At 45.3% G+C, this 22,840-nt stretch carries 22 protein-coding genes; 14 read left to right on the top strand and 8 right to left on the bottom strand.

The features are described from left to right. The first annotated feature begins 29 nt into the window (after positions 1 to 29). From BBH88_RS09450 to BBH88_RS09430, 5 genes are all read left to right on the top strand, one after another. On the top strand, positions 30 to 782 hold the full coding sequence (locus BBH88_RS09450; protein WP_065536886.1) for a DeoR/GlpR family DNA-binding transcription regulator: 753 nt from the start codon (positions 30 to 32) through the stop codon (positions 780 to 782). Beyond that, a complete protein-coding gene (gene pfkB, locus BBH88_RS09445) occupies positions 779 to 1,711 on the top strand; it encodes a 1-phosphofructokinase (protein WP_065536887.1) in 933 nt (310 codons plus the stop codon). The genes BBH88_RS09450 and pfkB overlap by 4 nt, the downstream gene beginning before the upstream one ends. Beyond that, positions 1,708 to 3,615, top strand: coding sequence for a PTS fructose transporter subunit IIABC (locus BBH88_RS09440; RefSeq protein ID WP_065536888.1), 1,908 nt, complete (start codon positions 1,708 to 1,710; stop codon positions 3,613 to 3,615). The genes pfkB and BBH88_RS09440 overlap by 4 nt, the downstream gene beginning before the upstream one ends. A 345-nt stretch (positions 3,616 to 3,960) precedes the next feature. Then, positions 3,961 to 4,332: a nuclear transport factor 2 family protein gene (locus BBH88_RS09435; RefSeq protein ID WP_154669142.1), complete on the top strand. Its 372-nt coding sequence runs from the start codon at positions 3,961 to 3,963 to the stop codon at positions 4,330 to 4,332. A 423-nt stretch (positions 4,333 to 4,755) separates the two neighbouring features. Further along, positions 4,756 to 5,343, top strand: coding sequence for a histidine phosphatase family protein (locus BBH88_RS09430; protein ID WP_006829584.1), 588 nt, complete (start codon positions 4,756 to 4,758; stop codon positions 5,341 to 5,343). Positions 5,344 to 5,390: 47 nt separating this feature from the next. Here BBH88_RS09430 and BBH88_RS09425 read toward each other — a convergent pair whose 3' ends face one another. Beyond that, positions 5,391 to 5,579 carry a hypothetical protein gene (locus BBH88_RS09425; protein WP_006829583.1) on the bottom strand — a complete coding sequence of 63 codons (189 nt, stop codon included), beginning with the start codon at positions 5,577 to 5,579 and terminating at the stop codon, positions 5,391 to 5,393. Between the two features lie 187 nt (positions 5,580 to 5,766). On the opposite strand from BBH88_RS09425, the gene BBH88_RS09420 reads away from it, so the two are divergent. From BBH88_RS09420 to BBH88_RS09395, 6 genes are all read left to right on the top strand, one after another. Continuing rightward, complete coding sequence (locus BBH88_RS09420; RefSeq protein ID WP_006829582.1) at positions 5,767 to 6,219, top strand: SRPBCC family protein; 453 nt, start codon at positions 5,767 to 5,769, stop codon at positions 6,217 to 6,219. Between the two features lie 17 nt (positions 6,220 to 6,236). After that, entirely contained in the window at positions 6,237 to 6,686 is a 450-nt protein-coding gene (locus BBH88_RS09415) for an SRPBCC family protein (RefSeq protein ID WP_006829581.1), read from the top strand. Then, positions 6,683 to 7,051, top strand: coding sequence for a shikimate kinase (locus tag BBH88_RS09410; RefSeq protein ID WP_006829580.1), 369 nt, complete (start codon positions 6,683 to 6,685; stop codon positions 7,049 to 7,051). The genes BBH88_RS09415 and BBH88_RS09410 overlap by 4 nt, the downstream gene beginning before the upstream one ends. Positions 7,052 to 7,523: 472 nt before the next feature. Then, positions 7,524 to 8,372, top strand: a complete 849-nt coding sequence (locus BBH88_RS09405; protein ID WP_065536889.1) for an MBL fold metallo-hydrolase — start codon at positions 7,524 to 7,526, stop codon at positions 8,370 to 8,372. Further along, complete coding sequence (locus BBH88_RS09400) at positions 8,369 to 8,785, top strand: NUDIX hydrolase (RefSeq protein WP_065536890.1); 417 nt, start codon at positions 8,369 to 8,371, stop codon at positions 8,783 to 8,785. Before BBH88_RS09405 ends, BBH88_RS09400 begins: the two co-directional genes overlap by 4 nt. Before the next feature lie 131 nt (positions 8,786 to 8,916). Beyond that, entirely contained in the window at positions 8,917 to 10,920 is a 2,004-nt protein-coding gene (locus tag BBH88_RS09395; RefSeq protein WP_065536891.1) for an ABC1 kinase family protein, read from the top strand. 1,623 nt (positions 10,921 to 12,543) lie between these two features. Here the strand turns inward: BBH88_RS09395 and BBH88_RS09385 are convergent. Beyond that, complete coding sequence (locus BBH88_RS09385; protein ID WP_006829576.1) at positions 12,544 to 12,930, bottom strand: VOC family protein; 387 nt, start codon at positions 12,928 to 12,930, stop codon at positions 12,544 to 12,546. Positions 12,931 to 13,202: 272 nt separating this feature from the next. Here BBH88_RS09385 and BBH88_RS09380 point away from each other — a divergent pair, with 272 nt between their 5' ends. Both BBH88_RS09380 and BBH88_RS09375 read left to right on the top strand, forming a co-directional pair. Continuing rightward, a complete protein-coding gene (locus BBH88_RS09380; RefSeq protein ID WP_065537380.1) occupies positions 13,203 to 14,018 on the top strand; it encodes a helix-turn-helix transcriptional regulator in 816 nt (271 codons plus the stop codon). Between the two features lie 182 nt (positions 14,019 to 14,200). After that, positions 14,201 to 16,309 carry a sensor domain-containing protein gene (locus BBH88_RS09375; protein ID WP_065536892.1) on the top strand — a complete coding sequence of 703 codons (2,109 nt, stop codon included), beginning with the start codon at positions 14,201 to 14,203 and terminating at the stop codon, positions 16,307 to 16,309. Positions 16,310 to 16,357: 48 nt separating this feature from the next. Here BBH88_RS09375 and BBH88_RS19645 read toward each other — a convergent pair whose 3' ends face one another. From BBH88_RS19645 to BBH88_RS09365, 3 genes are all read right to left on the bottom strand, one after another. Further along, entirely contained in the window at positions 16,358 to 16,804 is a 447-nt protein-coding gene (locus BBH88_RS19645; RefSeq protein ID WP_238323446.1) for a thiamine pyrophosphate-dependent enzyme, read from the bottom strand. Further along, positions 16,780 to 17,958 (bottom strand): thiamine pyrophosphate-binding protein, encoded by a 1,179-nt coding sequence (locus tag BBH88_RS09370; protein WP_238323445.1) that lies wholly within the window; start codon positions 17,956 to 17,958, stop codon positions 16,780 to 16,782. Before BBH88_RS09370 ends, BBH88_RS19645 begins: the two co-directional genes overlap by 25 nt. A gap of 134 nt (positions 17,959 to 18,092) precedes the next feature. Continuing rightward, complete coding sequence (locus tag BBH88_RS09365; RefSeq protein WP_006829571.1) at positions 18,093 to 18,350, bottom strand: hypothetical protein; 258 nt, start codon at positions 18,348 to 18,350, stop codon at positions 18,093 to 18,095. 205 nt (positions 18,351 to 18,555) lie between these two features. On the opposite strand from BBH88_RS09365, the gene BBH88_RS09360 reads away from it, so the two are divergent. Next, positions 18,556 to 18,966, top strand: coding sequence for a YhfM domain-containing protein (locus BBH88_RS09360; RefSeq protein ID WP_065536893.1), 411 nt, complete (start codon positions 18,556 to 18,558; stop codon positions 18,964 to 18,966). Between the two features lie 166 nt (positions 18,967 to 19,132). On the opposite strand, the gene BBH88_RS09355 is transcribed toward BBH88_RS09360, so the two are convergent. The 3 genes from BBH88_RS09355 to BBH88_RS09345 form a co-directional block, all read right to left on the bottom strand. Continuing rightward, positions 19,133 to 20,359 carry a Bcr/CflA family efflux MFS transporter gene (locus tag BBH88_RS09355; protein WP_065536894.1) on the bottom strand — a complete coding sequence of 409 codons (1,227 nt, stop codon included), beginning with the start codon at positions 20,357 to 20,359 and terminating at the stop codon, positions 19,133 to 19,135. 87 nt (positions 20,360 to 20,446) lie between these two features. Next, complete coding sequence (locus BBH88_RS09350) at positions 20,447 to 22,234, bottom strand: SMP-30/gluconolactonase/LRE family protein (protein ID WP_065536895.1); 1,788 nt, start codon at positions 22,232 to 22,234, stop codon at positions 20,447 to 20,449. 220 nt (positions 22,235 to 22,454) lie between these two features. Next, entirely contained in the window at positions 22,455 to 22,823 is a 369-nt protein-coding gene (locus tag BBH88_RS09345) for a dihydrofolate reductase family protein (RefSeq protein WP_197684186.1), read from the bottom strand. Positions 22,824 to 22,840: the final 17 nt, after the last annotated feature.

Below are 22,840 nucleotides of genomic sequence, written 5' to 3'. Positions count from 1 at the left end.
TTTTACTCTATTAAATAGAAGGTGATAACTTGCTGACCAACGAACGGCATGCCTATATTTTAGGGCTGCTGGAAGAAAAACAGACAGTCAAAATACAAGAACTGGTGGAATCGACGGGTGCATCGGAATCAACGATCCGAAGGGATTTGACCGATCTCGAGCAATCGCAAAAACTCGAACGCGTTTTCGGCGGCGCGATTTTGCCAGGGCGGAATCTGATGGAACCCAGCATAATGGACAAATCCACACGGTTTCTAGAAGAGAAAATCAGGATAGCGGAATATGCGTCCTCGCTCGTTCAACGAGGAGACAGTGTGTTCCTAGATGCCGGCACCACGACATTCCAACTGATTCCGTTTCTAAAAGATAAGGATTTGGTGGTCGTCACCAACTGCCTGACACTCGTCGAAGCCCTTAACGAGCAGGGCATTACCACCTATTTGACCGGTGGATTAATGAAGCCGCGAACGGGTGCCTTTGTTGGTTCCCATACGATTCAAGCGTTGCAGAACTACCGGTTTGATGTCTGCTTTCTCGGCATCAACGGCTTCCATCCAGACTATGGCTACACGACACCAGATCCAGAAGAAGCAGCGGTTAAAGAGTTAGCCAGTTCTTTGGCGCGAAAAACCTATGCGCTTGCTGATCATTCCAAAGCCAATAAAATCAGTTTCGCCAAGATTATGGATTTGGGTCGTGCCACTCTAATTGTAGATGAAATTACCGAAGAAGCCAATGCCAGGCTCCAAAAAAAGACAATAGTAAAGGTCGTGACACCATGATATACACCTGCACGATTACACCGTCCATCGATTACACAGTATATGTACCCGAATTTGAAAGTGGGAAACTGAACCGCTCTGAAGAGGTCTATTATTATCCCGGCGGAAAAGGCATCAATGTTTCCCGTGTCTTGAAGCGGCTGGGCGTTTCCAATCAGGCGCTTGGCTATGCTGGGGGTTTTACAGGACACTATATAGAAGAGTTTTTGAAAACTGAAGGCGTCGCTACCGATTTTATTGAAACAACTGAAATCACCCGCATCAACGTCAAAATTAAAGCGGACGAAGAAACCGAGCTGAACGGCCCTGGTCCTAAATTGACAGCTGAGCAACTAGCAGTATTGACTGAAAAAGTTCGCTTGATGAACAAAGATGACTGGTTTGTGTTAGCGGGCAGTCTGCCACACTCTATAGCGACAGAATATTTTTTAGAACTAGCAGAAATTTGCCAAGCCAATCAAGTTCGATTCGTACTCGACACATCGGGTCCTGCACTGGAAAGCCTGTTGACAACGTCGGTGTTCTTGGCTAAACCCAATCAACAAGAATTAGGTGAGTTGTTTAATGTGGAAATTAGCAGTTTGGTTGCTGCTTATCGTTATGCCAGTAAATTAGTAGCAAAAGGTACACAGCACGTTATCGTCTCCATGGGAGGCGACGGGGCGTTGCTGGTAACAAAAGATATTGCGCTCATCGCGAAAGCACCACAAGGAACTGTCGTCAATACGGTCGGCTCTGGGGATTCGCTGGTGTCTGGCTTTATTGCATCGTATGCGGCGCACCAAGATCCAGCGCTAGCATTCCGCTATGGTGTCGCGAGCGGCAGTGCGACCGCTTTTCGTTCAGATTTATGCCGCAAAGAAGACGTTGAGCTGTTGCTTGATCAAGTAGAGATTTATCCATTCAAAGAAAAGGATGTGACAAAATGAAAATCACTCAACTATTAACAGAACAAACCATTATCCTGAACCTTTCAGCCACAACAAAACAAGAAGTGCTTGAAGAACTAGCGTCGCAACTTGACCGGGCCGGAAAATTATCAGACAAACGCGCATTCACTGCAGCTATTATGGAGCGCGAAAGCCAAAGCACGACCGGCATTGGGGACGGCATTGCGATACCTCATGCCAAGTCCGCAGCAGTCAAGTCACCGGCTATTGCCTTTGGCCGTGCGCTCGACGGGCTGGATTTTGAATCACTTGACGGTCAGCCAGCTAATTTATTCTTCATGATCGCGGCCAGTGAAGGCGCCAATGACGATCATTTGGAGGCGCTGTCACGCTTGGCTACGTTCTTGATGGACGAACAGTTCCGCACGAACATCCTTGCCGCTAAGTCGAAGCAGGAAGTACTGCAAGTGGTATCTGATAAAGAGTCTTCTATGGATGAACCAGAAGCTGAAAGCAGTCCTGCTGACAGCGCACAAAAGAAAATTCTGGCGGTCACCGCTTGTCCGACGGGCATTGCGCATACTTACATGGCCGCTGAAAAACTGAATGAACGCGCTAAGGAGTTGGGGATCGCTTTGAAAGTGGAAACCAACGGCTCGAGCGGCGTGAAAAACCAGTTGACTGCTGAAGACATTGCCGGAGCGGATGCCATCATCGTAGCGGCAGACACCAAAGTGGAAATGAGCCGTTTTGACGGCAAGCCGGTCATTCAAACAGCGGTCGGCAAAGCAATCTACGAAACGGATAACTTATTAAATCGTGCCGTTACGGGTGACGCACCGACGTATAAGCACGACAAATCAACAGACGAAGCGGATACAGGAGAAACTAAAGGTGGGTTCTACAAGCACTTGATGAACGGTGTATCGAATATGTTGCCGTTTGTTGTCGGTGGCGGTATTCTCATTGCCATCTCGTTTTTCTGGGGTATTAATGCCGGGAATCCCGACAGTCCTGAATACAATGAATTTGCTGCCATGCTCAACACCATCGGCGGCGCCAATGCCTTCTTCCTGATGGTTCCAGTACTTGCCGGCTTTATCGCCATGAGTATTGCCGACCGTCCCGGATTTGCACCGGGTATGATCGGCGGTTTGATTGCCATCACCGTCACCGGTGTTGAAGAAGCAAGCGGCGGTTCCGGTTTCCTTGGCGGATTGATCGCCGGTTTCCTTGCCGGTTACGTAACGCTGTTGGTTAAAAAAGCCTTTTCCGGTTTGCCGAACTCCCTAGAAGGCTTGAAACCCGTTTTGTTCTACCCGGTCTTTGCCATTGCCATCACCGGTATCGTTATGATGCTTGTCAATCCACAGCTTACTAGAGTCTATACGGGCATTTCTACATTCCTTGAAAGTCTTGGCGGTACGAATTTAGTGCTTGTCGGCTTGCTTCTTGGGGGGATGATGGCGATCGATATGGGCGGTCCCATCAATAAAGCAGCCTATACATTTGGCATTGCGATGTTGGACGCGCAAAACTTCAATTTCATGGCTACGGTTATGGCGGCAGGGATGGTTCCTCCGCTCGGCTTAGCAATTGCTACAAGCTTGTTTAAAAACAAGTTCAGCAAACCGGAACGTGAAGCCGGCAAAACGGCGTACGTGCTTGGTGCCTGCTTTATTACTGAAGGCGTCATCCCATTCGCTGCAGCCGATCCAGCGCGCGTCATTCCGGCTTCAGTCGCTGGAGCGGCAGTTACTGGTGCCTTGGTCATGCTGTTTGACATCGGACTGCGTGCACCGCATGGCGGCATTTTCGTCATCGGACTTGTCGACGGAGGAATTTCTAGCATCTTGCTATATGTTTTGGCCATTTTGGCAGGTGCCGTTGTTACTGCACTCGTTGTCGGCTCTTTAAAAAAACGTGTGGCATTAGCCTCATAATCTGTACCCGCTTCAGGAAAAAACACCTGGAGCGGTTTTTTTGCGCCTATTCGCAGAAACATAAAAATAAATCTTGCAGAAAACGGGTTTCACGACTGATCTTAATCGGAAATGGGTATTGAATACTACAGTTAGAACAGCGGTGCCGAGCCCATTATTAAGACAATCGAGAAGGAAGAAGTGAAGTAATCTGGTAACAGTGTTTTTTTGGATGGAATCGGGCATGACGGCAGTTGCTCGGTTTCTCAGGAAATGACCAAGCAAAAAGCTGCAGAATGTTTTCAAAATCATCAGCAGAAGCTTAAACTGGCGATAGGAAATGACGACTGGAAGGAGCGGCTAGTAATGAGCGTAGCAAAAAATACAGATTTTTTCTGTCATTTTAATCGTGCTTTTTTTCAAGGAGACCGACAATTCATCGAAGAGCACATTTCAGAGAATGTTGTATGGACTATCGTCGGTTCACAGTCAATCACAGGGAAACAGGCTTTCCTCGATGCAGCATTTGGTGTCGAGGATGGCTATCGAGATGTGGATTTCAGCATCGAACTTTCTGTTGCTACCAATGGAGAAGCGGCAGTCAAAGGTACCATGAAAAAGAATGGATTAGCGGGCGAGCAGAAAATATATTCTTATTGTGATTTTTACGTGATGGAAACGGAACATAGTGAAAAAGTAAAAGAACTGACTACCTTTATGATCCAAATAAAAGAATGATGAATAGGTAGTTATTGCCCCTATTAAAAAGTAGGGGTTTTTCTTACAAAAAGAATAGTAATGGGGAAAGCGGGGGTAAAGTTTTAAATGTAATTATTTACATAAGGATATCAACGAAAAATTCAAAAACAGCAAATAAGCTACTATATGAGTATAGACAAGTAAGACATTCACATTTAATACTGCTTTGTCGATTCTCTGGTGAAAAAGCGTTTGGAAGTGGTGATTGAACGGAGATGTCGTAACACGTGAGAAGAGTAGAATCGACTGTTTGTTTCAGAATTCTGATAGCAATTTAACTGATTGACAGACGTCCTCTTTAAAGACTATCTGACGGACTTTTCAAGTGAGTAGGATACCTTTTTGTGGTAAAATGAAAAAATAGTAATAATCTATAATAGAAGGATAAAGGGGTGACTAAATATGACCATCGTCTGCCTGATTCGCCACGGCGAAACGGATTGGAATGCATTAGGGAAAATCCAAGGGAAAACTGATATCCCCTTGAATGCTGCCGGCACACAGCAGGCAAGGCAATGCGGGGCGTATTTAACAGCCTCTGATTGGGATCTGATCATTACAAGTCCGCTTCAGCGTGCACGGCAAACCGCTGAAATCATCAATGAAACATTGGGACTGCCATTCGTCGAAATGGACGAGTTTGTGGAAAAGCATTTTGGTGACGCGGAAGGATTAACCTTTAAAGAGCGGGCCTTTACTTTTCCTGACCGGCATTATCCGAATCAGGAAGACAATGGCTCCTTCAGCGAACGACTCGCAACCGGTCTGGAAATCATCAATGACTGTTACCTGGATAAACGCGTATTGCTGGTCTCCCACGGCGGCGTCATCAATGCCATCCTTGGGAAGTTGTCGGACGGTGAAATCGGGTCCGGAAAAACTCGTCTGCTGAATGCCTGTCTCAGCCACATTCATTTTGACGAAAACAATTGGATCATTCGAAATTATAATCAGGTCAGCCACTTGGAGAAATCGATGAGTGAACGATAAGTTTTGAACTGAAAAAGCAGCAGGGGCGGAAAACGCCCTGCTGCTTTTTATTTTTTCGCTGTCGCTGCTTTGTCTTTATCCATGCGGTAGACATAAACTGCCAACGCTCCCATAAACAAAGCCGAGTTGAACCAAAAGACGAGATCCCCCAGCCCGCCATCAAAAATCAAGGCATTTACTGCAGTGATCAATTGCATCGCAAGGATAAATAAAATCAATATTGTCGAGGTCTTCATTGCACCACTCCGTTCCATTCTTCATTATAGACATGCTGCCGATTAATTCAAGCAGCTACAAAACTCGGACTAGTCAAGCGCCTTTAACTGTCGGTCTTTTCCTCAGACTGAAGCAATTGGACGTGAATGTTAGTTGCACTCATGGGATAATGACAGAGAGTCCGTTAGTTACAGAGGAGGAGCAGCCATGGTTAAATGGAAAGAGGAAATGGTGATTGGTGCATCGATCGAAAAAGTCTGGAGTTTGTTCAAAGATGACAACATCAAACTATTGATGCCGAAAGTGGAAGAGCATATCCTGCTAGAAAATAGCAATGACCAGCTGGGTGCCAAGCATGCCCAAAGTTATCATGAAGGCACCCAGCTGCAAACCTATATCATCGAGACGGTGGGCTATGAAGACCTACCGGACAGCAAGCTTAAACAGACCCAATTCGATATGGGTCAGAGCTTCGGGGTGTTTTATTCGTTTACGCTGCTGAAAGAAGACGAAAACCGCACGAGGTTCATTTATGAAGGGGTCAACAAAGGCAAAGGACTGATGGGCAAGGCGATGCTGCTGTCAGGCAGCAAAAAGACCCGCCTGCAAACTGTCACGGCTTTCATGGAGCGGGTAAGAGATGAAGCGTTGAAATTGTAAGACAGGGGGAAGACGAAATGGTCTATTGGAATGAGCAATGTGTAATTAATGCGTCCATTGACAAAGTATGGGCATTGTTTTCGGATGAGCAGCTGCAGACCATTATGCCACAGTTGGAAAAACATCAATTGGTTAAAGGACCGCCAAATCAAGTTGGGTCGAAATATGCGCAGCAGAACCGGATGGGCAACCGTTTGGTCAGCTATGTCATGGAAATTACTGCCTATGAGGATTCGCCGGAGCAAAAACGCAAAGATATCGGGTTCGTGGCGGCTGGGCTATTCAAAATCTCCTTGAGCTTTGCACTGACACGGATAGACGACGAAAAAACGCTTTTCGTTTACAGTGGCTCCAATGCAGGCGCTAATTTATTCGGACGGACCTTACTGAAACTCGATCAGCAAAACAGTAGCAAGCAGGAAGTGGAGGATCTGATGGAGCGGGTTGCAATGGCTGCGGAATCATGAAGATTTACATCATCGGTTCAGTGGGGAGCGGTAAGACCACATTGGCACGCAAGCTGTCAGCACTTTTGGAGATTCCGCATTTTGAAACGGATAATTTTGTCTGGCAGCGACAGGGTGGCGCAGACGTCAGGAGGGTTGAGTCTAGTAGAGATGGACAATTTTTTTCAGCATCACATGAGGACGTTGAGGTTTGTTTCCCGGTACTTGAAACAAAAGATGGGGAAGGAGCGGTCCAATTACAAGCCCAGTTTCTCGATGCTGAGGAAAATGTTCGGTTGGAACCAGCCCCTGGAAAAGTGGTCATCCTTAAAAACCAACAACAGACAAAAGAATTTATAGCGGATTTAGTTCAATTCTATATATAAAGCTCGTTTTCATTAAATATGTAACATTCTACTTAAGGATCATTGAATAAAATCAAAAACGCATCTACTAAAAAAATCCAAAAAACTTATAGAGAATACATTAAACAACCTTAAAATCTTTGAGTCTATACTTTATAAGAATTGAACTAATGAACATAGCTTTTACAAGGCTTTATAGCCGCTTTGAGAATGGCTCCAGTAGCCCATGGACTTGCCAGCATTAAGGCAACGCGAAAAAGTGACCATTTATCTTTTACTATTTTACTAGAAGATATGGAGTAAACAATGGAGAAGTCTGCGTTAGCAACGCAACGATGTCCAAGAGACCTTCAGAGAGCGTGTCTGGTTTGCAGAATCTCATTAGGCATAGTATTGGTTCGATATAAATAGAAATCAAATTATAACTTTTTGCGGCTGCAAACTGTAAAATTCTGTATCATGAAAGAAAAGGGCAGGTACTTCATTATTAATTATGGGGGAATGGTACACGATCAAGGTCTATGAAAAAGAACACGTGCTGTGTGTGGAAGGGATTCTCGAAGAAACCCGCAACAAAATATTTGTCTATCTGGTTGACGGCATGCTGATCGATACTGGAGCAGAAAAACTGCAAGAAGAGTTGGTTGGTTTTTTCAATGGTCATTCATTCGATCAGGTGGTTCTCACGCATCATCATGAAGATCACACTGGAAATGCAGCATGGTTACAGCGAGATCGGGAGGTTCCGTTTTTTATTCATCCGCTCGGCACGGAGATACTTAAAGAAGATGGCGAATATCCAGACTACCGCAAGATTACGTGGGGAAATCGAAAAGCAATTAAAACACAGCCGCTTGGTGACCGCATCCGCTCACGTACACTCGAGTGGCAGGTCATTCATGCACCAGGACATGCAGAAGACCATGTAACTTTGTTTCACGAGAGTTCGGGGCGCTTGTTTACTGGAGACCTATTTGTGTCACAAAAAACGCGTGTCATGATGAAAAGTGAATCAGTCCCGCTCCTTGCGGCATCGCTACGGACCTTATTGGCTTTGCCATTTCAGTCGGTGTTCTGCAGCCATGCAGGTTTTCTGGAAAATGGTCGTGCTTTGCTGGAACAGAAATTGCAGCACTTGGAAACGCTTCAGCAAAACATCGTCCAGCTTTACGAAGAAGGCCTGCACCCAAGCGATATTGATCGCCAGATTTTTCAAAAAATTTATCCGATCATCCAGTTTCCAGAAAGAGAATGGGACACCATTCATATTGTTTCATCTGTCGTTGCAGACTATGACGATAGAAAAAGCCGACATTTGCGGCCAAGAGCCAATGCTTTGTGAGTCTTAAGACGGGGACAGTCCGTTATTTACTGCTCATTCAAACCGGAGAGGGGCCCTTTTACTGGCCATTGGGCGGAACCATCGAGCTTTGGGAACCTTCCGCTAATGCGCTGAAGAGAGAATTCAAAGAGGAAATTGGTGCCGATATTCAAATCGTGCGCTCCTTAAATGTACTGGAGAATATCTACGCGCTGAAAGAGCAAACCTTTCATGAAATCACGCTTATTTACGAAGTCGAATTTGAAGAACGTCACCTTTTGGAACGAGATTACTTCGTGGTTACCGGAGCAGGCAAAAAAACCACAGCAAAGTGGGTCAGCTTGGAAGAGTTATCGCTTCAAGAAACGACGCTTTATCCGGTCGTCCTGCTCGACCTCATTAAAAATATGGCTGATACTATCAAATTGAAGTGATGACCGGTACATATGAATCAGATGCTGTTACACTGAGTGTTTCAAGAATATATAGCAAAATTTTGGTATACTGAAGAAATTAAACCGGTTCTTAGCTGGTGTGGACTGGTGGCGAGAGGAGGATGTCTTCCATGAACTTTTTGATTATGTTACTGGAACTGCTGGCAGTGGTCTTATTTATTTATTACGTAAGCGGTCGTTTGATGGGTTCTAAGATCAATTTCACCAAAAGAATCCTTTCTGTCCTGTTGGGAGTCAGTTTAACGACTTTCGTTTATTGGTATTCTTATTTACGCTATACGGATTTTTTAACTGAAAACATTGGCTTTGCAGTCGCTGACGCCAGTGCCATCATCTGGATTGGCAGCATGCTGTTGATTTCGATGTTGTTTTATCTCTTCTTTGAGTTGTTCGATCCAATTGAGCTCGGGGAGCGCGGCGAGCGCATCACTGGTCAAAAATTTATCATCCAGCGGCTTAGACATCGGTGGCGGCGCCAGAAGCGGCTGAGCCAAGTTTTGGAAATCGCTGTCAGGAACGGCTTTTCTCGTACCATTCGCTATGCGAGGCACCGGGAAAGTAACCGGGATTTCGCTATCGCTTTCCGGGATACGCTGGAGCAAAGTGGAGGAATCTTCATCAAATTTGGGCAAGTGTTGTCCACGCGCACCGAGCTTTTTTCCCCGGTCTTCATCGAAGAACTCGAGACACTGCAGCAAGATGTCAAACCGCTGACAAGTGACCAAGTCACATTAATTTTAAAGAACTCTTTATCAACGAGTGTGGAAGACGTTTTTTCGGAATTCAATATGGATCCGCTGGCTGCCGGTTCTATTGGCCAAGTACACCAGGCTGTCCTAAGAAAAACACAGGAAGACGTCGTGGTTAAATTGCTGCGTCCTGAAGTCAAAGGTAGCATGCGCAATGATTTGGATATCCTCGTTGAGTTCGCCGATTGGGTCGCCAGCAAATCAAAATGGGCCGAAAATATTGGCTTCCGCGAACTGGCTATCGGCTTTGCTAATGGTCTGCGTGAAGAAATCAATTTTGAAATTGAAACCCGCAACACCATCCAAGTTGCCAACGCGCTGAAAAAAAGTGATTACCCCGTTAAAATACCACATGTTTACCGGGAGTACAGTAACGCCAACCTGATTGTCATGCAGTATTTTAAAGGAAAAAGCGTTTCACGGGGACAAGCAGTTTTTGATCACTTTCAAGTCGGCCCAAAAGAGTTTGGACGTATCGTATTGTTTTCCTTTTTCGAACAAATGCTGTTTTCTGGAATTTTTCATGCCGATCCGCATCCCGGCAATATCTTTATCGATGAACAAGATGGACAGCCCATTCTGCTGGATTTTGGTGCTGTCGGACGTCTTGCTGCTCCACAGCAAGACGGATTGAACCTCTTCATCATCGGTGTCCAACAAAATGACGCGGAGGTCATTTGTGACGCCATCAACGCATTGGTGGAAGACAATAGCCAGATTGATCGCCAAAAGCTCGAACAAGCGGTTGGGCAATTGCTGTTGAAGATCTCCTACGTCGACAAGATTCAGACTGAAGAACTGATCCACTCCATGTTTGATATCGTCCGAGAATTCGGCTTGGCGTTTTACCCTTCTGTCGGAATGGCGTTGCGCTCCTTGATCAGTTTAGATAGCACGCTGCATACCATCGACCCGAAATTCGATATGTTCACTGAAGCCAAGGTCTTTGCGAAAAAATACAAGACCGCTGTCTTGAAAAAACCATTCAAAGAACCACGCGAAACAAAGCAGAAAATTGAAGAAGAACTGGCGCTACTGATTCCGGAACTGATGAAATTGCCGAAACGAGCCGATCAGTTGATTCAACGCATCGAAGGCGGTAAGATGATACTCCATCATGACGTTTTCTCCGATAAGCACAATGCCAACTTTGTCCTTCAACTGTTCTCTCGGTTTGTGTTATTGTTTTCTGGGATCACTTTCGGGCTAATATCGGCAGCCCTACTAGCCATTGCACAGTTCATCAATACCGCCTACGCTGTTTACTTGAATACAGCCGCCTATACCGGATTGTTCCTGTGTGTTATCCTGCTCGTCAGGTTGTCCATTCAGGCGATACGCGATATGAAGCGAAGCACCACCTAGAAAAGCATGTATCCCAGTCTTCTAGGATAAAGCGAAGTCCATCAAAAATTAAAAACTCTTTGCCTGTACTTAACTCCTGAAAAGGAAATGTACAGGCATTATTCAAAAGAAGAACTAGAGAAGACAATGAAAGATTCTACTTGTGTTTATGTTAGGGTCAAAAAAGAACTGGAACAACACTACGTATGCATGACCTATCGTATAGGTCATGCATACAACGCTAAAAAACATAAGAGGGTGAAGTATATGGCAGTCGCAGAGGTTAAGCTTTAGAAATGGGGTAACAGCCAAGGCATCCGACTATCGAAAGATTTACTTGAACAAATTGGCATAGCAAACTTTAAAGACGTTTCTTTTGGTGTACAAGTAAACGGAAGCGAAATCGCTTGAAAGCCGGTAGTAAAACGATCTCCTTTTGACTAGCTATTTGAAGGCTACGACGACAATCAGCCAAGAATCCAGTTTGATTGGGACGATGAGCCGGTAGGCAAGTAAATCTGGTAAGAAGCAACATTGTTTAGCGCCTTCTCTTCTAAGAAGGCGCATATTATTCACGAGTGGAGGATTTTGATGGCGAAATACAAAACTGAAGACATTATTATGATGGACTTTTCACCAACTAAAGGACATGAACAGAATGGTAGTTTCTGTTTCTGGACGTGAAGACAAAACAGGAATGGTTTGGGCCGTAACTATCACAAGTGCTACAGATAAATTTCCAACACACTTTTCAGTAGAAACTAAAGAAGAAAAAGTTACGGGTACGGTAGAGAACATGTGGAAATGCAAAAAATTATTGACAGCATATTATACATACCTAAGTAGGGGATATTGAGCTTGGGAAAGTAAGTTTCCTTCCTATGCTTTTTTTTCTGTATAAACTCGACGGAAGATGGATGCCACGATATCTATTGTGAAGTATTATTGCTAAAACTGATTGCCATCAAAAGAGGTTGATTTCGAATTTTCTCGATGGCTCTTGATTGACGTATCGAACAAATTCGATGCGTCAATCCGGGTATGGATAATTTAAATGAGTTGGATGTATTTAAAGCTTTGTCGAACAAGACACGTCTGGATACAAGGTTAAGGGTTATAAACCAAAGTGACATTCAGCAGATTGATGGGTGTTTTTTATATTCATTCGAAGATCAGTGGCGTGTCCTATGAATATTTTACTCAGCGTGTAATGGATGAACCAGCTGATAAGAAAAAGCTAGAAAAAGTTAAACGTGAATAAAGCACATTTACGTTAAGCAGTAGAAGCTTCAAATGTTTGAAGGAAAAAGAAAGATTGGAGCGATAGAAGATAAGAGCACTAAGTCGAAGTAAAGCTGCAATTCTTGAAATTTCTTTTTAGTTTACATAATATATATTATCGGAAGTATCGTTTCACTTAATAAGTATACTTAAGACAGTGAGACGAAACTGTTTTTTTTTTCTGTTTTGGCTCATTTCAAGGATTTCTGTTTATGGCGTGTTTTCTGTGCATCGCTGTGTATTTCTGCAGAACTTATTACTGGATTGATTTGCTGAAGAATTTTTTCTCACCGGAAAATTCTTCAGCAAATCAATTCTGCATATGAACTTTAGTTAACTTGTCATACAACAAACTTCATTTAATCACATCACTAGCAAATTCCATCGGTGTCCGTCCAAATCCGCAAATCCTGCGCCGTACAATCCATTCCGTTCTGATGGTTTGCCAAATACGAAACCGGCTGCTTGTTTTACTTTTCCGATGATTTCATCAAGTTCTTCTTTTGTATCTACTGAAATCGAAAATAACACTTCTGTCGATTGATTCGTGTCCGTCAATGCGTTTTGCGTAAAGCCTTTGAACGTCTCATCTGGAAACAGCATGACTTGCACTTGATGATTGCCGATGACTAAACCGACCAGTTGATCGTTGTCCCCTCGTTGCTTCAGGAACTTAAATCCGATGTCTTCGAAAAACACTCTTGATTTGTTTAAATCCTTAACCGGCAAGTTGATCCACAGTTCTTTCATGATTTTTCACCCGCTTTCTCAGGGTAGATTCTATGCGACCGAATCTCACCTTTATTCGCTTCTTCTCTTCGATTCTAATATAATTAACAGAATATTCATACTGAAAATACCCCTTTTTGACACTGAAGATAGACAGCTATTACAACTTACTGATGATATTTCCTATTAATTCTTGTGATACACTCTGCCTGTTGGAAAAAAACTACCGGTATTATACAAAAAATCTTATTAATTCTTGATAAAATAGAAGAAAACAGAAATGAGTGATCTTCTTGCCTAATGTTCCAGACTCTACACCCTTTTCTTTCGTATTTCATGCCATCCAGTCTTTTTCGTATCCACAAGGACACTCACAACAGCAACCGCTCCACCGTCACCCCGAAACCATGGAATTGCTGTTAGTGTTGGAAGGAAACGTCCATTGCACAATTGACACTAAAACCTACAAAGTCTCTTCGGGTACAGTTTTGTTCATCCAGCCAGGTTCCTGGCACGAACTAAAGTATACCGCTGCAGAACAGCAAAACGGTTATCGGCTGTCTTTTATCCGAAATCTTTCGACAGAGCATGCTCCTGAGGCTGAATTGCCGCCTGTCATCCCAATAAGCGACCTTACGGGATTGGAAGCGCTGTTTGTCCAGTTGCATCAGGAAACTGATCATCCACAGGCAGATTCCAAACAGATGGTCCATCACCTGATTGAAATGATAGTAGCTCTGCTAAGCCGCTTCGGAGATAGCCGTAGTTCCATTGACTACCGCAATTTCGCAGAAACTATCCGGAAGGTCAAACACTTTATGGAAGAAAATCATTGCCGCTCTCTGACGCTAGAAAACCTTGCCGATGAGTTCAGCTTGGACAAATATCAGTTGGCGCGCCTCTTTAAGCAGCACACCGGCATGAGTCCCCTCCAATACATCATTTTCTGCCGCATGGACACAGCAAAACGGCTGCTGAGTACTACCGGAAGTTCGGTGGGTTCCATTGCGGCTGCAATCGGTTATAAAAGCGATACGCAGTTCCATGCTGCATTTAAGAAAGCTGTCGGGGCTACACCTAGGTATTATCGGTTGGCATCCAAACGATAAATTCGAACTTATATTAAAAAATCCTTATTTGTTAATATAAAATATAAATGGCATTCGTTTGAAGATTACTTTAACATACATAACAAGAAAGCATATTGTTGTAAGGAACGACAGGTATTTACTCAGCTGTAAACGAGCAGCTTTTGGAAGTCATTAATACAAGTCACCAGGAGGCCAGATTAGTGAAAAATGGTAAAAGCAACTTGAAAAACTCTCTAATATGTGGGCAGTCTCCATCGGATGACTCTCTGTATGAGGATCTATTTGATGGGATGATTCATCAGGGGCCTGTCAGCATGTATATCGTGAGTGGTGGGTCTTATTCCTATGTGAATCGGCATTTCTGTGAACTAGTGGGTTACGGCCAAAGCGAACTGCTGAGTGGCAGCATTACCCCGGAGAACTTAATTCATCCGGAGGATCTGCCTATCATTCAAACACGAATTTCGACTGACTACGACGCTCAAAACATTTATGCGCGCTATCGTGTCAGAGCATTTAGGAGTGATGGACAGTTGCGCCATGTTGAAATCCATTCGACTAAAAAGCAATGGCAAGGTAAAAACGTCCTGTTCGGAACCGTTATTGACATTACATCCGAAGTGACGGCCAATCTGCAGTTAAAAGAGAATGAGGAGCGGCTGAATTCTCTTTTCGCCTACAATCCGGACGCTGTCTTCACTTTCGATATAGAAGGAAATTTTAAAACGGCCAATTTGGGGTGTGAAACTCTATCCGGCTATTCAATTGCAGAAATTCTTCAATTAACTTTTACGCCTATGATTGTTGCACAAGATTTGCCTACCGCCCTGCTTCACTTTAGCAATGCTCTAAATGGCATTACTGAGACCTACGAAATCACCATTATCCGAAAAGATGGGGACAGGCGGAATATGCTGGTGACCAATTTCCCCATGAAAGCAGGTGGAAGCATCATAGGCGCTTACGGCATTGCCAAAGACATCACCGCTGAAATAAACTACAAAAAACTGATGGAAGAGCTGGTGTTTTTCGACCCGCTGACCCGGTTGCCGAACCGTAAATTATTCGAAGACCGAGTCAAACAAGCAATTGAAAAATCCTGCTATGAAAAAACACAACCCACTGTGCTGTTCCTGAATTTGGATCGCTTTAAATTCATCAATGATTCGTTCGGCCACCAGTTCGGCGACGAATTTTTAAAGGACATCGCGCAACGACTTCTGGACCATGTCGAACAGAGCGGGACAGTGGGACGGTTTGCAGGTGATGAATTTGCGGTGCTGCTGCCCGACCTCGCCCCCCCGCAAGTGTTAGATCTTGCTGAACGGTTGAATGAAGCTTTGGCAAAATCCTTTGAAGCACTCGGCCATTCCGTATCCATCTCGGCAAGCATCGGCATCGCCTTCAGCATCGGACCGGAAGAAACCGCCGATGGGTTGATCAAGAAAGCAGACGCCGCTATGTATTATACAAAAAAGTACAAGACCAATCAGTACACGATTTATTCCGAAGAACTGGATCAACAGTCTGCTTATCGACTGACCATTGAAAGAGAACTAAAGTCAGCCATCACGAAACAGGAGATGGTTCTTCATTATCAACCCATTACAGATTTAAAGAGCGGTCAGTTGAGTGCCATGGAGGCCTTGATCCGCTGGAACCATCCAGAACTGGGCTTAGTACCGCCGGATTCCTTTATTCCGGTGTCGGAGGAAAGTGGACAAATCGTCTCCATCGGCCGCTGGGTCCTGCACACCGCCTGCGCGCAGAACAAAGCCTGGCAGGATCAGGCCTATCCGCCCATTAAAATCTGTGTCAACATTTCCACCATTCAGTTGCAGCAGCCGAATTTCGTCCAGACCGTCAAAGCAATCCTGCAAGAAACCGGACTGAGCGCAAAGTGGCTGGAACTGGAAGTGACCGAAAGTATTTTATTGGTAGACACCGATCTTCTCAAATATAGTTTGCAAAGCTTGAAAGAATTAGGCGTCTCGATGTCCATTGACGATTTCGGCACCGGTTACACGTCCCTCAGCTATTTGCGGCAATTCTCGTTTGACCGTGTCAAAATTGACCGCAGTTTTATCGAAGACATCAGTAAAGACCTAAACGGAAAAACTATTACCGCCACCATCATTTCACTCGCACACCAACTGAACATGACGGTCGTAGCAGAAGGCATTGAAGACAAAACGCAATTGACCTTCCTGCAAGGGGCACATTGCGATGAAGGTCAAGGCTATTATTTCGGCCGCCCCTTGCCAGCGGAACTGCATGATCTTTCCACTCAATTTAAGATACGACCATAAGAAAAAAGGCGATCGGCTAAAAACCGGTCGCCTTTTGCGTTGTTTTTATTAAGAAGGCGGGGCACTGTCTTCGACGTAAGCGTCAATAACCACCGGTTTCCGACTAACCTTAGCTTTTGCCAGGGCATCTGTCAGTTCACTGCGGGTCTTAGCGGTATAGCCTTCTCCGCCACAAGCCTGAGCAAACACTGCAAAGTCGATGTTTGCCAAATCGGTTTGTGTCGCTTTGTTGCCCATTTCTTCCTGTTCGTGTTCGATCAGCTGAATTTTCTGGTTGTTGAAAATGACCAGGATCATCGGCAAGTCGTATTTTACTGCAGTAACAAAGTCTTGCATGCCCATGGAAAAGCCCCCGTCGCCGAGCAGTGACACGACCTGTTTGTCCGGATAGGCCAGTTTTCCGGCAATCGCTCCGGGTAATCCGCAGCCCATGGTACCGAGCCACGCTGAGACGACGAGTTGCTGCTGGGTCAGCTGCAGGTAACGCGCTGCCAAAGCGTCACACTGCCGACATCAAGCGATACCACAGCGTCCCGCTCCAGGACATTTTGCACTTCCGCGATAACCTGCTGAGGCTGGAGAAGCTCGGTTTCTTTGGCCATGTCGCGTTTCAGGGTATTATGCCATTCCTTGCGTTTCTCCTGATACTTCAATAGGAACGCATCTTCCTTCTCGTTTAAATGTTCCGTCAGCCAAGCCGCAGCCGGCGCTAATTCCCCGACCAGTCCGACGAGTACCGGATAATACTTGCCGATGACTTTTGGATCGACATCAATTTGAATGGCCGGCACGTCGTCAGGCAAATACTCGCGGTACGGAAAAGCTGTCCCTGCTAAGATCAACAAATCCGTTTCCTTCATCGCTTGTTCGGCCGGATCGGTCCCGAGCTGCCCCAATTGTCCGAGGTTGTGCGGGTGATCGTCAGGAATCAATCCTTTTGACGGAAATGAGGCAATGAGCGGCGCTTTCAGTTTTTCCGTGAATGCCAGCAATTCCTTCGTGCCGCCAGCTGCGCCTTTACCAGCTAAAATCACCGGTTTTTTCGCAGCCTGTAGCAGTGTCAGCGCACACTGCAAATCTTCTTCTCCTGCTCGGATATTCGGTGTGGCATAAGCCGGAGACGTCAGTGCTTTGTCCCGCTTGATTTTGGTGCCAAACAAGTCATCGGAGACAATCAGCACCGCCGGCCCTTTTTCGGCATAAGCGGTCCGGATGGCTTGGTTTAGCATATCCGGTAATTGTTCCGCCTTTTGGACGCGTCGGTTGTAGACGGCCACTTCCCCGAACAGCGATTCCAACTTCAGCTCCTGGAAACTGTCCGTGCCAACCAAATCGCTGCTGACTTGTCCAACAATCGCCAACACAGGCGTCTTGTCTTTTTTCGCGTCATACAGACCGTTCTGCAGATGAACCGCTCCGGGACCCGCAATGGACAAACAGACGCCAATCTTGCCGGTCAATTTTGAATAAGCGGATGCTGCGAGCGCACCGGTTTCTTCGTGGCGAATCTGGATAAAACGGATTTGTTCTTCTTTTCGCAACTCTTCCATAAATTCATTGATGGAGTCTCCCGGCATTCCGTAGATATGGTCAACACCCCATTCTTTCAACAAGTCGATGACATAGCTCCCTGCTGTCTGGTCAAACATGGACATCCCTCTCTTTCCAAGGTTTTGACACAAACCTTATCTTTTGCTCATACCTCCAGTCGGTTAGCGTTAAACATGGGGACATGAAAAAAAGAGCTTTTTGCTGCTGATATGCAACAACAAAGCTCTTCTACTTACTTGGAATCTTTCCTATAATTCTGGTAAAACTGCTCTTCACGCTTTTTGTTAATTTCGCTCCAGACGAGGTAGGTGACCGCCGCAATTGCAATCACTAGAAGTGAAGCGTAAAAAACAAAATCGAAATCCATTTTACGAACAACGACTTTCTCGACTCCAGAGACATTTAGCTGGTTGTAAGTGATGTCTTCGTAACCAATCCACCAAAACGCCAACGGCAAACCGATCAACAATGAACCAAAAAACTTCTTCATTTAATAGCCTCCCTTTTCCTGGCATGAACTTTGTTCTCTCAATTTCCTATTTCTATCTTCTTCTAGCGGCACAAAAGTCATTATAATTAGTTTACTAGCAACAGCCCACTATAACAGCAATCAAAATGAAACGATTAAATGCTTTTTTAGGTCTGATGTGTTTATAATAAGGATAAAGAAAAATTGGTTATTGAAGGAATTAAACATGCGGAAATTAGTGAGTTTTCTCTCTCTGTGCCTGCTGTCAGCGATAATGATGGGGTGTCAGAATGAGTTGTTGGCGCAACAGGAAAAGGACGTTGACTCACCGGTGTTACTGTATCGAATGGTAAGTTTCGGCGAAATTGAAGAAGACTCCTTTTTCACAGTGTCTGATGAATATACGATTCAACTATTCAAAGAAGCAATCTCTAGCGCTAAGAAAGTGTCTGGTATGGCGGATGTAGTAGACCCCCAGTTCCAAGTAGAGTTCGGTGAGAAAGTATACTATTTATGGATAGACCAAGACCGCAGTTCTGTCATGGATTCAGAAGACAGCAATACCCTCTATATGATCAAAGATAACAATGCCGATCAAATCTACGACTTTCTGAGCGCTACCGATTTGATCGACTAATCCCCCAAGTTGGATGACTAAAAAATATTCTTTCAATTCAATAGCTGACTAAAAATCATCAAAAGTCTTGAAAATAGTTTTTTTACAACAACAGACAAAAACAGGAGCGGGAAGATTTTTCTTCCCGCTCCTGTTTTTCTTTAAAGCCTCCACAACGAGTACTCTCTTAATTAGCTAGTTTTTTATCCGCTGCAACTTTTTGCTTGTGCCCAGTCAAACTGAAAAAGGCAATCGTACCAAGAACAGAAGTACCAAAAAGAATAGCACCCATCGGAACTGCGGAAGTTTCATTAATGCCGACAAGAGGTGAAACGATTGATCCGATGACTAACGGCAGCATGCCGACCACTGCACTGGCACTTCCCGCACGATGTCCCTGTCCTCTCATAGCCAAGGTAAAGGAACTGGTGAAGATCATACCGATTGCAGTCATGTAGACAAAAATAGCAATAACTAATGACACGAGCGGCCCTTGAATCATCGTCATGACCAAAAGTACAAATGTCGCACTAACCGCCACAACAACTGCCCCCTGCAAGAGGCGATGCTCAGAAACGATGCCGCCGAACTTGCCAATGATAAAGCTTCCCATAATCATCGCCAAGCCATTAATGCCAAACAGCACACTGAAAACTTGAGGCGACACGCCGTAAATCTCCTGATAGACAAAAGGCGTTCCAGCAACATAAGCAAAGCTGCCGCCATGAATCAGCCCGACCACCAAGGCATAACCAATAAAGGGGCGTTCATTAAATAAGCTGATCATGGTTTTGACAGAATGTCCAATCGAGCTCGGGACGCGTTTTTCTGGTGGTAAGGTTTCCGGCAGCCGCAGTATGACAACCACTACCATAAGCAACCCGAGGAAGCCAAGGAAATAAAAAATCGTTTCCCAGCCAGCAAATGGCAACGTCAAAATCGCGCCACCGGCAATTGGGGCAGCCATCGGAGCCACTGCATTGATGACCATCAACAACGCAAAAAACTTTGTCATTTCACGACCGGTGAACATATCACTAACCACTGCTTTAGACAGGACCACTCCGCCTGAAGCGGTAAATCCTTGAAGAAAGCGGGCAACAATCAGCATTTCGATAGTCGGCGCCACTGCACAAAGGAGCGACGACAACGCAAACAAAATTACGGAAACAATCAGCGGTTTGCGTCTACCATTAGCATCACTGAGAGGTCCAATGACGATTTGGCCGGCAGCGAGCCCGATCAAACACGCCGTCAAGCTGAGCTGCACGAGTGAGACATGCGCATCCAGTTCGTCTGCGATAGACGGGAAAGCTGGCAAATACATGTCGATATTCAGTGGCGCCAAAATTCCTAGCATGCTGAGGATCAAGGCTAAGCCGAGCCGTTTTTTTCCTTTGGGGTTTTGCATCATATCATGAAAACACCTTTCACTTCTATATAAATCCTTATTAACTATACAATATTCTGTTGAAAGGTGTAATGCTATTTCAAAGATATCCTAGACTGTGCTCGTTTTTTGGGGGAATTCTGTGTAAAAATTTGCGGCCGTTCCCGCGTCACTTGTTAATCTAACTGCTAGCAGTGCGCCTTGTTCTATACTGGCGAAATACACTGTTCCACTAGACTCCACCACTCCCGTCACGCCGTGATAACCAATGGCTGAGTGCTGCAGATCCACTAGGCAATTGCCTTGTTCATCAATTTGCATTGCCCAGACCGTTTTGGTTGCTGCGGGCTGCCAGCGCTCAGGAATTCGCCACAGCAGTCGGCGGAGAAAAGCCGGCATCGTCCCAAGCCGGTCAAGCAAAGAGTTGCGATTCGTCATTATGGCCACCCAGAATTTTCCGTCCTGCAGTCGGGAGATGTTGTCTGGAAAGCCTGGTAAATTATCCACCAATAGCTCTCTCTTTCCAACATTGGTTCCCTGTATCCACAGACGATTGATGCGATATCCGCCCGTTTCAGAAAAAATAACTGCCTGTTCGTCGTCGGACAAGATCAGACCATTGGCAAAATGTAAGCCTTCAAGAACCACTTCTACTTGGCCATTCGGATAGCGCTTGAACAGACGTCCCGAAGGCCTGTGTTCAAGTAGCGCACCCGTATACTGTTCGAAGTCGTAGCGGTCGCTCGATTCAGTGAACCAAATCGTTCCATCTTTGGCCGCGGCAGCATTGGAGCAAAAACGGAGCGGGATTCCGTCCACGTACTGGACCAAGGTTTCTATCTTCCCTGTCTCTTTATTCAATTGAAGCAGTCCTTTGTGGGCGTCGCATATCAATAGCTGTCCGTCAGGCAAAAGTTCAAGTCCTAACGGGCGGCCACCTGTGTTTCCAATCACTTCTTCGGAACCCCGCTCCGGATGGATGCGAAGAATACGCCCGTCTTCGACTCCGCATAGTAAACGGCCTTGGTCATCCGCAATAACATCCTCTGGCCCGTAACCGCTTAGCGGGATCCGTTGTACTGGGGGAAACGGGATTCCACTTGATGTCCGTCTTGCTCGTGCAGGTGCAGGTGGTAACTTTCGGCGAACTGGCTCGAGGGGTGGCTTGCGCTCTGCTTTCGTTTGAGGCAAGGTAGGCCTGCCACTCTTTGTAAAAATATAACTGTCCTCAACCGGATAGGCATGTATCGCTTCGCAATAGGCTTGCTGAGCGGATTCTGTCGCTTGGAAACTCGTTGAAGTCAATGCCTTTTTCAACATGGTGGAGTCCACTGCACCAATTATCAGCATGGCCTGGTAGCTTGAACGTGCCTCGCGCTGTTGTGAAGATTCAAATAGGTGATAGTGCATTTCAGCAATGCCGGGAGCTGATGCAATAGCTGGAGTCAGTAAGTGATTGATGAACGCATGAAACTCCGGCAGTTGGACGTGTGGCTTTCGACGAATCAAAACGACTTCACGATAACTTGCTTTACGACTTTGCGCGAAAGACAGCCAGTGACTAGTTGCCAGTTTTGTCACGTGCCACTCGATTTTCTTAAATGCTTCTACCGCCTCTGCGCTAGTTAGCTTCCGGTGATATTTTACCGCTCTTGTGTTCAATATAACCTCTTCCACGCCATCGATTCGATGTTCAGGATGAATCTCGGTGTCTATTCCGGCAACTAGTGGCCAGTGTCCAAGGGAGTTTTGGTCGAAATGATGCTGGCGGTATTCCAAAACCCCTCTGGTTCTCGCTGCTTTTTGGGCATGCGTACTGCGCCAATAAGAAAGTTGCTGTTCTCGTGGAACGTCACGTCCCAACCAAACTAACGCCGCAATCGCTGATTTATTTGTCATGTTATGTCACATCCATTTCTTTTGGGAAAAAAATGAATAACTATATTCAGGAAGAAGTGATTCATAAACGCTATAGTTGTATTTACTGAATGACTTTATACCAGATTTCTACTTGTTGATTGGTCTCGTTTGTCTGGATTTTCTCGAGTTTGATTTCTAGCCCTTCCAGATGGTCGAAAAACCGAAGTCCTTTTCCAAGTAAAATCGGTGCGATGGCAATCTATAGCTCATCTGCCAGCTTGATTCGAAGCAGCTGCTGGCTGACATTCGCCCCCAGCACCAATACATCTTTTCCATTCGCGGCGACTTTCGCCTGACGGATGGCCGATTCAATACCATCTGTTACAAAAGTAAAAGTGAGCTTGTCGTTTTCCTTTGGATGCTTTGCCGGTGATTTATGAGTCATCACAAACAAAGGCACCTGGAACTCATAGTTGTCCGGATCACTGGCCATATCAAAGCTATTGCGTCCCATTACGACAGCACCGAGAACCTCCTCGCGCGGTTCGTAACTTTCATACAGTTTCTCTATCCCGCCATTGCGGTCGTTGACGAACCCATCAAGTGAAACAAGCATGCCAAAATACATTTTGCCATATCGATTCC

It is taken from the genome of Planococcus antarcticus DSM 14505, from assembly GCF_001687565.2.
GTDB lineage: Bacteria > Bacillota > Bacilli > Bacillales_A > Planococcaceae > Planococcus > Planococcus antarcticus.
This window is presented reverse-complemented; position numbering and strand designations above follow the sequence as displayed.